This window comes from Desulfosporosinus lacus DSM 15449 (genome assembly GCF_900129935.1).
Lineage (GTDB): Bacteria > Bacillota > Desulfitobacteriia > Desulfitobacteriales > Desulfitobacteriaceae > Desulfosporosinus > Desulfosporosinus lacus.
In genome coordinates, this window is the sequence record NZ_FQXJ01000046.1 from 1 (window position 1) to 9716 (window position 9716).

The window sequence follows — 9716 nt, forward strand, 5'->3', positions numbered from 1 at the left end:
AAGCAGGACTTTGGAAGTTTGTTGCTTAATGGTGTTGATTTCAGCCGCGATAACGAGCGGCGTGCGTTCAGCAATTGAGTTATTCATGTTGTCTGCCCGTCCCTTTTATAACTTTATTTATAAAATATGTGGCCGGGCCAGGGAAGGTGAAGATTTTAGACCATACAGATGGCCTATTGATGCCCCTTGCTGATTTTCAAAGTCACTATGGATAATCGTCTTAATTTGGTGTACCCATAACAAATTGATCGCATTCAGTGCGGCAATCCAGCCAATTCCAAGGGGATGAATATAATGGTTTAGGAAAACTCGACAAGATTTCTTGAAAAGATAATGAACCTGATATAATAAAACCACTAAAGAAAGCAGTCGTATTGGCAAGAACGAGTTTAGATTTTTCCACGATCTGCTCTGGGGTGATGTCTCTGCCGCTTGCGCTTAACTTATCTGTAAGCAGTGCTTTGGTATGTTCTAAAATCAGGAGTAATCTTGGATTGATCAACAACGTTGTATTCGGCTGTGATTGTTAGGTTGGAAAATAATAAAGCAGGAGGAGCATTTCATAACGCTTCTTCTGCTTTATTCATGTTATACTCCATTCCGCCGCACCAATTGGAACGATCTGGTCATCGTCGCCGTGAAGGATCAGTGTCGGCAGGTCGAACTTCTTGAGATCTTTTGTGAAATCTGTCTCGGAGAACGCCTTGACACAGTCGAAGGTGTTTTTGTGACCTGCCTGCATCCCCTGGGACCAAAAGCTCAAAGCACTTATGTTTTTCGAAAGTTGAAAGCTTCAAATTTTGCGGCTTTAAGAATTTCTATAAATTCAAAAACTGCGGATGACGGTTTTGTTGGATATAGAAGTCCATATGGACTCGCAAAATTCAAGTCGCTGGGGATGGTTAATAAAGACGGATGAATGGAATCCCAAGCATCTAATGTCAATAGAACCTCATTTCCTTGCTCACATCTGTTAAATATATCGATGGAGTAATGCTGCGGTCCTTCTATGATCTGGATTTCTGGGTGCTGCTCCATTATAAAATCACGAATGCTGTCAATCAAACCGCTAGTGCCACGTTTTACAATAATCAATTGCTCTCCATGTAAATCTGTCAGGGAAAGCGCTTTCTTCTGAGCTAAATGATGCCTAATCGATACCGCAAAAGAAAAGCGATATTCACCAAGCTTCAGTACTTGAAAAGGCCCTCTCCAGTTCGCTATAACTTTAGGTGCAACAAGAATGTCAAAGTGTTTGCCTAGGTTGAGGTATGTCTCATCCAGAGCATCTGCCTCGTCCTCAAAGGGAACGATTTTTATTTTAAACTGCGGATAATGTACGCGTTTCTCATTCCAGATATCCAGTAACACCTTGCACGGGTTAAGCAAAGAAGATCCCACACGGATGATATGTGTATTGTCTTGAACGGTTTTCCGCGCGCGTAAGATAGCGGCTTCGGTGTAATATAAAATTTCCTTTGCGTCTTTATAAAAGGACGTTCCAGCATCCGATAACTGTATGCCATGGTTTGTCCGATATAAGAGGGGCACACCAACGGTCGATTCCAAAAGATTCATCTGCTTTATCACTGCTGTAGGTGAAATAAACAGCTTTTCGGCAGCCTTGGAAAAGCTACCACTATCCGCAACCTGGATAAATGTATTCATCTGTTTCATCACAATGTGGCACTTCTTTCTGCATAAACTTTTAGTTGAAGCCATCATAAGTTATAGGCACTTCATAGTCAAGATATAATGCCGTATAATGAAATCAAAAGAAGGTATTAATGAAAAGGAGCTATACTTTTGAAAATTAGATAAGAAAAATTAGAATTTAAAATGGAGAAACCACTATAACCTAGAAAGATAGATACAGCAATAAATATGGAGGTTGGTATTGTATGGTATATTTAGGTGAAAAGATTCCGAAATTAGGTTTCGGGTTTATGCGGCTGCCGATGATAGGTGAAGAAATTGATATTGAACAGACAAAGGAAATGGTCGATCTGTTTATGTCCAAAGGCTTCAGTTATTTTGATTCCTCCTGGGGCTATAACGGTGGAAAATCAGAAGAGGCAATGAAAGCTACAATCGTTGACCGTTATCCCCGCGAAAGCTTTCAAATCGCGACCAAATGCCCCGCTTGGATTGTCAAAACCGCAGAAGTGGCCAAGAATATGATCTGGACTTCACTGAAGCGCACCGGTTTGGAATATATCGATTTCTATCTGCTCCATAATCTGGGAGATAGTCGTACGCAATGTTTTGATGATTTCGAAATGTGGGATTATGTCCGTGAACTTAAGGAAAAAGGTCTGGTGCGGCATATCGGTTTTTCAATCCATGACAATGCGGACGCCTTAGATAAAATTTTGACCGAGCACCCGGAGATGGAGTTTGTTCAATTCCAGTTGAATTACGACGACTGGGAGAGTCCCACAATTCAGGCTCGAAAATGCTATGAAGTGGCACTGAAGCATCATAAACCCATCGTCGTGATGGAACCGGTTAAGGGCGGTATCTTGGCGAATCCGACTGAAAGCATCCGAAAAATATTTGAAGATGCCAATCCACATGTTTCGCTGGCATCATGGGCTATACGATACGCGGCCTCTCTAGACAACATTATTACGGTGCTGAGCGGAATGTCGACAATAGACCAGGTGCGGGACAACGTATCTTTTATGGAAACGTTCAAACCGCTTAATCAAGATGAACTTGCTGTTGTTGAGAAGGCGCGGAAAGCGATCAGTGAAATTCCCAGTATTCCCTGTACAGCGTGCAACTATTGTGTAGAAAGCTGCCCACAGAATATACCCATTCCCAATATTTTTGCGGCGTATAACCGCAAGATGATTCATAATGATCTAGTCAGTGCGAAGGGCCACTATGGACTTGCAACCAGGTTTAGCGCTAAAGGTCAAGCCTCGGACTGCGTTGCCTGCGGAAACTGCGAGCGGGTCTGTCCTCAGCATCTAAATATTATTGAAAACCTAGAAACTATAGCTGAGGAACTTGAAAAATAAGAATGGCATGATTATTGCTTCAAGTACATTAATTAAATTATAGAATTATGAGTAATCTACACGATGCCAAGTTAAAGATGTCTCACGGCTCCGGGCAGTCAAGAGGTGGCGGTTCGTGTGGTACTCGGAGATAAATTGCTGCTGGTGGGCAGCGATGACAAGGAATGGTATTATGCAACTACCGCGAACGGTGTAAAGGATGGTTTTCTGTCGAAGGATTCCAACAGGTAGGGGAACTGGGTATTCCGGCCGGTGAGGTTTCCGACGGGCTATACTTTACAGACTAGGGCCATAATCAAACTGAAATTTTTTAAAAAGTCTTTGGTTCATAAATAAAATTGGTGCCAGGCAATGCTGAACGGGGAGTGGGGGGCGTGGTGCCTGACACCTGACACCTGACACCAACTTATCCACTTATTGTTTAGCTTGTACGTAAGCGTCAATTATGACCTAAGTTCAAACTCCTCCAGAATTATAAGACAAAAACGTTCATGGTCATGGATAGATAGCAGACAGGGGACGGTTCTTTAACACAAGATAAGAGAAGTGACACAAGATAAAAAACAGGGTAATATATGGACAAAAGATATTTAAGCGGTGAGAGGAAATGCCAAGAAGTGCAAGACCAAGAAGTAACAGCAGAGTATATCGCATTATGTTTCGTAGTAACGAACTGAGAGATATTCTTCAAAATCTTTTTAAGAAGAAATCAGATGATAAGCCAGTAGAGGCATAAGATAATAAAAGTAGCTCCTGAGTTTGTGACGCCTTCAGCTGCCAACCAAGCAACATGCTAGAATATATTTCAGGCGAAAATAAGTAATGCGGAGGTATTCAATTATGCAAAGAAAATTTAAAGTTATCCTCGAAAAAAATGAAAGTGGCGGCTTCACTGTAACCGTCCCTGAACTTCCAGGTTGCGTTACTCAGGGACGTGATCGAAAAGAGGCTCTTGAGCATGTACAGGAAGCAATAGCAGGTTTTCTCGAAGCCTTAGTGATCGAAGGTCTGCCGATTCCTTCCTCAACTATTGTGGAAATGGATGAAGTGCAGGTGAGCTACTAATTATGCCTAGGCTACCGAGAGTTGAGGGAAAAAATGTTGTAGCTGCGCTTAAGAGAGCGGACTTTAGAGTTTCACACATTCGAGGAAGTCACTACTACTTACGTCGTTCCAGTGGAAATCTGGTTTGTGTGCCAGTACACTCTGGAATTACCGTCGACCTAAAGACTCTAAAGAGCATCTTGGAACAAGCGGAACTTACGATAGATGACTTGATTGAGTTGTTATAGAGGAAACCGGCGTCTGAAATCTAATTCAGACACAGTTATATAGCCAAAAAGATTGGGGACTATTTTGGACTAATGACACGAAAAGCTACTATATAATAGAACGAATTAAAGAAATCATTAAATTTTATGTACTACATTGAATATCTCAATTCTAAAACTATTTTCGCATGACCCAATTCTAGCCCAAAAGTGATGCATTCTTGGCTAACGGAAGGCTCAGCTCACTAAGTTAATAACGCAGTAGAATATGCAACTAATATTTAGTTGCATATTTTGATCTTTGATAATATTAAAGATAAGAGGTGCACGATGAGCAAAAGAGATAAACTTATAGAGAGATTGCTTAATAGTCCTATCGACTTTGAATATGGTGAAGCAAGAAGTTTGTTAGCAAAATTCGGTTTACAAAGAAGAGAACAGGGGGCGTACTTCGGGGTCGAGGGTTGCTTTCGTCCACTGGCAGGACATATTATAAGACTCCATAGACCGCATCCGGGAAATATAATTGAAGACATATCAAATCGAGCAGTTGATTGAAGAGTTGAAAAATCAGGGAGTGATTTGATTATGAAAAATGTGATGATATACAAAGATTATATTGGTTCAGTGCATTACAGCACAGAAGACGAGATTTTCTATGGCAAGATTGAAGGCATAAATGATTCAATCAGTTATGAAGGCAGTAGTGTCAGCGAACTAAAGTCAGCATTTGAAGAAGCCATAGAACAGTATTCAGTAAAAGAACAAAAATGAAGAAGAACTGTTGACGAAACAGTTGGCTACGAAACGGATGTAACCACGTGATTTTGAATAAAGCAGCAATATGTGAGGACTTTTTTGACCTGAGCACGAAGATAGCCGGAGACATTTTGCAAAAGTTTGTTAACTACGATATGAAGATTGCAGTCTTAGGTGATTTTTATTTCTATAAAAGCAAGAGTCTAAAAGATTTCCTTTTTGAAAATTATACATTATAAGTAATGCTTTACGGCGATTGACAGAGCGAAGTTGCCGCAACAAAATTCGGCAACTTCGCTCTGTTTATCCTTGCGCTGTGGGGCGGACAACAACTTCGCTGACATCAACCGCATTCGGTTGCTCAATCGCGAACGCTATGGCGCTAGCGATTGAATATGGGGATAATCCGATGTTCTGATAAGCTTCGAGTTTTGCTTTCATCTCCTGATCCTTTATCGCTTCCAGGACATCGGTTCGTGTGGATCCGGGTGTTCGTGTGAATCCGGGCGAAATGATCGTTACGCGCAGCTTATCGCCGGCCTCTTGACGCAAGCCCTCAGAAATCGCACGAACGGCAAGCTTTGTGGCTGCATAAACCGACATATTAGGTAGAATTCGATAGGCTGCCGTGGAAGCAATATTAATAAAATGTCCGGAGCCTTGACCCCGAAAGATTGGTAGTGCTGCCGCTATCCCGTATAATACTCCTTTAATGTTGATGTCGATCATGGCTTCCCACTCCTCGACTCGCAAATCGTCAAGGGGAGAAATTGGCATGATACCGGCATTGTTGACAAGAACATCAAGCTTACCAAATTTCTCGCGTGCCAATTGTACAAGGCTGGATAGGTCCTCGGACCGTCTCACGTCAGCAGCTGCATAAGCAACCTTACCGCCAGTCTTAACGATGCGGTTAGCCAAAGCTTCAAGCCGATCCAATCGGCGCGCGCCAAGTACGACTTGTGCTCCTCTATCGGCAAGCAGCATGGCCGTTGCTTCACCGATCCCACTGCTTGCGCCTGTGATGACAATTACTTTACCTTTCATTCCTGACACACTCATCCCTTCTTTCTTCCATACATTTATTCCTCGCATGTTATATTATAAGAAAGATCAAGTTGAATACGGTAGACGATTCAAGCCGTTATCTTGCCTGATCCTGCCCGTTTTAGATATAATGTGTTTAGCAGATTGGGATTAAAAGGTTGGTGAATAAACATGAATCTGCTTACTTCTGAGTTAGCCCGATATATTTCTAGTCATACCCCTAAGGATGGCGTACACAAGACAGCAATTCCAGAGCTTTATTTCAGACGTATATCACAGCAGTCGGAACCAACACACAGCAGTAGCTTTCCTTCCCTTTACATGATTGTCCAAGGTTCGAAGACTGTTGCATTAGCCGAGGAGAGATATTTTGTTGATCCAGGGAGTTATATTGTCTCTTCCGTTCATCTGCCTGTAATCGGGCAAATCACCCAAGCATCACCAAACAATCCGTACCTAAGCTTACAAATAACCCTTCATCCAGATATGCTTTTCGATTTAACCAAGAAATCCAGTCCTCATAATAAGAATAAGACAGAACGAGGAATCATATTGAATCCGTCCACCTCGGACTTGCTAAATGCTATTTTGCGCTTGGTCAAGCTCTTGGAGACTCCCTCTGATATTGAGGTGCTGGCTCCTCTCATCATGCAAGAAATATTTTACAGGGTGCTTCAAAGCGAGAAAGGAGAGCTGCTGAAACAATTTGCCGTGATCGGGAGCTACGCACTAGGTATTTCGAAAGCTATACAATTGATCAACCGTAATTATTCAGAGCCTTTAGTCATTGAAGAGTTGGCCAGAACGGTCAACATGAGTCCGCGGACCTTGCATAGACATTTCAAAAAAGTAACGGCAATGAGTCCGCTTCAATATCAAAAGATTATTCGCTTGCAAACCGCACGACGACTGCTGCTTACGGAAAACCTGGATGCTGCCATCGCAGGATTTCGCGTCGGGTACGAAAGCCCTTCCCAGTTTAATCGAGAATACGCCCGCTTGTTTGGACGCCCCCCGATAAGAGATATTTATCATCTACGTTCATCACTTTAGGCGACAATTTCTGAAACCGCCGCTCCGCAACAGGCTTTGTACTTGGCGGAACATGCTAAGGGGCGGTCATTTTTTGTCGATGGAGGAAGCGTGAAAAGTGAATGGGATTATTTCTCAGTGGAGCAAGCTGTGTCGGAAAAACAACTATTGAAGCTTTGATTTTTATGGGATATGCATAATTTATGCTAAATTCTGGGAAGGCGTTTTTATATGAAGTGGGATGAGGTAAGAAATATTTATCCCAATCAGTTTGTTAAGTTTGAAGTTTTAAAATCACATATTGAAAACGACAAGCCTAGCGGTAATATGTCAATATGGGAAAAATGAATAATTGGAAATTAATTAAGGTAAAGTCGCGGGAAAGGTAAGAAATGGGCACACCAAATAAACCCTTTGCTGAATTCCCTTATATGTAAGCCAACACAAGGTCAGTTCATAAGATCCCGGTTAGAAAAAAGTTTTTATCCCCTCCTTTCCGGTGGTGTGTACAGTTGCTTGGTCTTTAGTAGCATAAAGACCAACCGCACCAATTTTCGAGCAGTTAAGACGAGAGCACGTTTGTGCTGATGTTTCAGAGCTTCGGAGTACTTTTTTAGCATAAAAGGAGGCGTAATCACTATCATAACGGCGAACAAGGTTGGCTGCTTGTATCAGGTAGTAGCGGAGGTACTTGTCTGGATGTCTTTTTCGTGACCTTGAACAAGTCCGAAAAGGACTATTCTCTGTCAAACATGTATCAGGATTATTCCATCAGAGCTTGTTCACTCTTGTCCTAATATACTATGAGAATGATTGACCGCCGGCTACAGGGTTGGAGGCATTAAAAAAAGCCTGACGACTGAGGTTGTCACACTCTTAAGCCTGGCCACATATCCTATGAGTGAAATTAGTCCCAAGGAGTGTGGATATCATGACTGATACAGCAACTGATACAATAACTGATGTCATCAGCGAACGTACCACGCATGTGATCGCGGCTGAAATTAACATGATCAAATACCAGACTGAAAAGATATACCTTGCCGCTGCCGTCGAGATCGGTAGGCGGCTGACAGAGGCCAAGGCCCTGCTCAATTATGGAGAATGGGGCAAGTGGCTGGAGGAGTCGGTCGATTTCTCCCAGAGCAGGGCCAATAAACTGATGCGTATCTTCAAAGAGTACGGAGCCGAACAGCTTACCTCCTCAAATTCGGATCCGGATCCGAATTTGAACTACAGCCAGGCGGTGCTTCTTTTAGGGATCCCAAAGGAGGAACGGGCGCAATTCATCATTGATATGGATATCGAGGGAATGACCAAACAGGAACTCAGGCAAGCGGTCAATGAACGGACGCAGACCCGGCAAGAAAAAGACCGGGCCTCGCAGGAGAACGCAGACCTCCAGAAAACAGTGAAAGACCAAAGCGGTATCATCACCGAGCTGACTGCGGAGCTTGCCAATCTGAAGGTCCAATTGGAGAACGTCAAGACGTCCAAAGCGGAACTCGATAAAACGGCCAGAGAGCTGAAGGATTCGCTGGAATCGCTCCAACAAAGCTCATCCGCCAAGGGCTACGAGAGGATGAAAACGAACTTCATTAATACGTCGCTCAAGGTCAGGGCCAACCATATCGCTTTCCTCTGTGAAAACCTGGATAAAACCATTAAGGAAGTAAAACATGAGCTGCTCCAAATCGCTCCCAATGACAAGGAGACGTATATCACTTATAAGAATAAAGTTTACGATCATTTGAATGTGTGGCTTAAGGATGAGACGTGGAGCAGACAAGCTCGTCCCGGCGAAGATGCGCAGTAAGGAATGGTGGATGATGAGGAGAAAATATGTTTTCCCGGCCATTATAGAGCGGGATAAAATAAGCGGCAACTATACGGTTGTTTTCCCGGACCTGCCGGGTTGCGGTTTCGAAGGGGAGGATTTTATTCAGGCTTATTTCTGGGCCGGGCCCAGGCTGGGGTTTCATTTATGTATGATGGACAGAGAGCATGAGCACATCCCCGAAGCTTCGGATACTTCAGGCTGGGAAATCGCGGTTGACGCTGTCGTTGTTAAGGTAGCGGCCGATCTGTAGGAGTACGGTTGCATGTACGGTCCCAAATTCGTCAGAAAATCCAAGGGGTTTCCGTGGCTCCAACAACCTTAATATCCCGCTTTTCGATCAGCTCGCCGCTGGGCGTTCGGGCGCACATTCGACAAATTACAAGTTGTTGAGGAATTACCTCATTCTCCTGCAGTTCCAGTGGTTATTGAGGATTTTCAAGTGAAAGTCTTAGCGCCGGATGTGGTACTAGCTACCTATCGGGCAGTTAAATCCAATGAATCTAGAGAAGAAATGAGGAATTCATTGCGCAGTTCAATTTGGAAGTTCCTCGATGGCAGGTGGCAAATGGTCTTTCATCAAGGAACCAGAACAATGGAGTTCTGAATATATAAAACAAACGGAAAATATGAATTGCATGTAATGCTTCGAAATAAGAATGGGTTAATAGAATTTATCGTTTCTGCTGAACACATATCATTTGAGCAGGATCTCAACTTTGGCTCCATGATGGTCCTACCAAG

At 43.1% G+C, this 9716-nt stretch carries 13 protein-coding genes and 3 pseudogenes; 10 read left to right on the plus strand and 6 right to left on the minus strand.

The window, feature by feature from the left end; translation table 11 throughout:
- The 4 genes from BUB11_RS26295 to BUB11_RS26305 form a co-directional block, all read right to left on the minus strand.
- Nucleotides 1–87 (minus strand): DUF3102 domain-containing protein (locus BUB11_RS26295; RefSeq protein WP_143187693.1); only part of this gene is annotated, 87 nt, incomplete at its 3' end.
- Between the two features lie 133 nt (nucleotides 88–220).
- Nucleotides 221–505 (minus strand): hypothetical protein, encoded by a 285-nt coding sequence (locus BUB11_RS27360; protein WP_143187724.1) that lies wholly within the window; start codon nucleotides 503–505, stop codon nucleotides 221–223.
- A 78-nt stretch (nucleotides 506–583) separates the two neighbouring features.
- Complete coding sequence (locus tag BUB11_RS26300) at nucleotides 584–742, minus strand: alpha/beta fold hydrolase family protein (protein WP_200797997.1); 159 nt, start codon at nucleotides 740–742, stop codon at nucleotides 584–586.
- A gap of 26 nt (nucleotides 743–768) precedes the next feature.
- Nucleotides 769–1677, minus strand: a complete 909-nt coding sequence (locus tag BUB11_RS26305; protein WP_073033584.1) for a LysR family transcriptional regulator — start codon at nucleotides 1675–1677, stop codon at nucleotides 769–771.
- A 224-nt stretch (nucleotides 1678–1901) separates the two neighbouring features.
- Here BUB11_RS26305 and BUB11_RS26310 point away from each other — a divergent pair, with 224 nt between their 5' ends.
- The 6 genes and pseudogenes from BUB11_RS26310 to BUB11_RS26335 all read left to right on the plus strand — a co-directional run.
- On the plus strand, nucleotides 1902–3026 hold the full coding sequence (locus BUB11_RS26310; RefSeq protein ID WP_073033586.1) for an aldo/keto reductase: 1125 nt from the start codon (nucleotides 1902–1904) through the stop codon (nucleotides 3024–3026).
- Between the two features lie 840 nt (nucleotides 3027–3866).
- Nucleotides 3867–4091: a type II toxin-antitoxin system HicB family antitoxin gene (locus BUB11_RS26315; RefSeq protein WP_073033588.1), complete on the plus strand. Its 225-nt coding sequence runs from the start codon at nucleotides 3867–3869 to the stop codon at nucleotides 4089–4091.
- Nucleotides 4092–4093: 2 nt separating this feature from the next.
- Nucleotides 4094–4318: a type II toxin-antitoxin system HicA family toxin gene (locus BUB11_RS26320; RefSeq protein ID WP_073033590.1), complete on the plus strand. Its 225-nt coding sequence runs from the start codon at nucleotides 4094–4096 to the stop codon at nucleotides 4316–4318.
- A gap of 309 nt (nucleotides 4319–4627) precedes the next feature.
- A complete protein-coding gene (locus BUB11_RS26325; protein WP_242947771.1) occupies nucleotides 4628–4855 on the plus strand; it encodes a type II toxin-antitoxin system HicA family toxin in 228 nt (75 codons plus the stop codon).
- 30 nt (nucleotides 4856–4885) lie between these two features.
- On the plus strand, nucleotides 4886–5071 hold the full coding sequence (locus tag BUB11_RS26330) for an antitoxin HicB (protein ID WP_200797998.1): 186 nt from the start codon (nucleotides 4886–4888) through the stop codon (nucleotides 5069–5071).
- A 41-nt stretch (nucleotides 5072–5112) separates the two neighbouring features.
- Nucleotides 5113–5295 (plus strand): annotated as a pseudogene (locus BUB11_RS26335) (DUF4180 domain-containing protein); the annotation flags it as partial.
- Between the two features lie 64 nt (nucleotides 5296–5359).
- Here the strand turns inward: BUB11_RS26335 and BUB11_RS26340 are convergent.
- Complete coding sequence (locus BUB11_RS26340; protein ID WP_242947778.1) at nucleotides 5360–6103, minus strand: SDR family oxidoreductase; 744 nt, start codon at nucleotides 6101–6103, stop codon at nucleotides 5360–5362.
- 171 nt (nucleotides 6104–6274) lie between these two features.
- On the opposite strand from BUB11_RS26340, the gene BUB11_RS26345 reads away from it, so the two are divergent.
- Entirely contained in the window at nucleotides 6275–7156 is an 882-nt protein-coding gene (locus tag BUB11_RS26345) for an AraC family transcriptional regulator (protein WP_073033592.1), read from the plus strand.
- Between the two features lie 461 nt (nucleotides 7157–7617).
- On the opposite strand, the pseudogene BUB11_RS28660 reads toward BUB11_RS26345, so the two are convergent.
- A pseudogene (locus tag BUB11_RS28660) lies at nucleotides 7618–7831 on the minus strand (IS110 family RNA-guided transposase); the annotation flags it as partial.
- 235 nt (nucleotides 7832–8066) lie between these two features.
- Between BUB11_RS28660 and BUB11_RS26355 the strand changes: the two are divergent.
- The 3 genes and pseudogenes from BUB11_RS26355 to BUB11_RS26365 all read left to right on the plus strand — a co-directional run.
- Complete coding sequence (locus tag BUB11_RS26355) at nucleotides 8067–8951, plus strand: DUF3102 domain-containing protein (protein ID WP_073033594.1); 885 nt, start codon at nucleotides 8067–8069, stop codon at nucleotides 8949–8951.
- The gene (locus tag BUB11_RS26360) at nucleotides 8905–9225 is read left to right on the plus strand and encodes a type II toxin-antitoxin system HicB family antitoxin (RefSeq protein ID WP_242947774.1); all 321 of its coding nucleotides are present in this window, start codon (nucleotides 8905–8907) and stop codon (nucleotides 9223–9225) included. The genes BUB11_RS26355 and BUB11_RS26360 overlap by 47 nt, the downstream gene beginning before the upstream one ends.
- A 120-nt stretch (nucleotides 9226–9345) precedes the next feature.
- A pseudogene (locus tag BUB11_RS26365) lies at nucleotides 9346–9579 on the plus strand (DUF4440 domain-containing protein); the annotation flags it as partial.
- Between the last annotated feature and the right edge of the window lie 137 nt (nucleotides 9580–9716).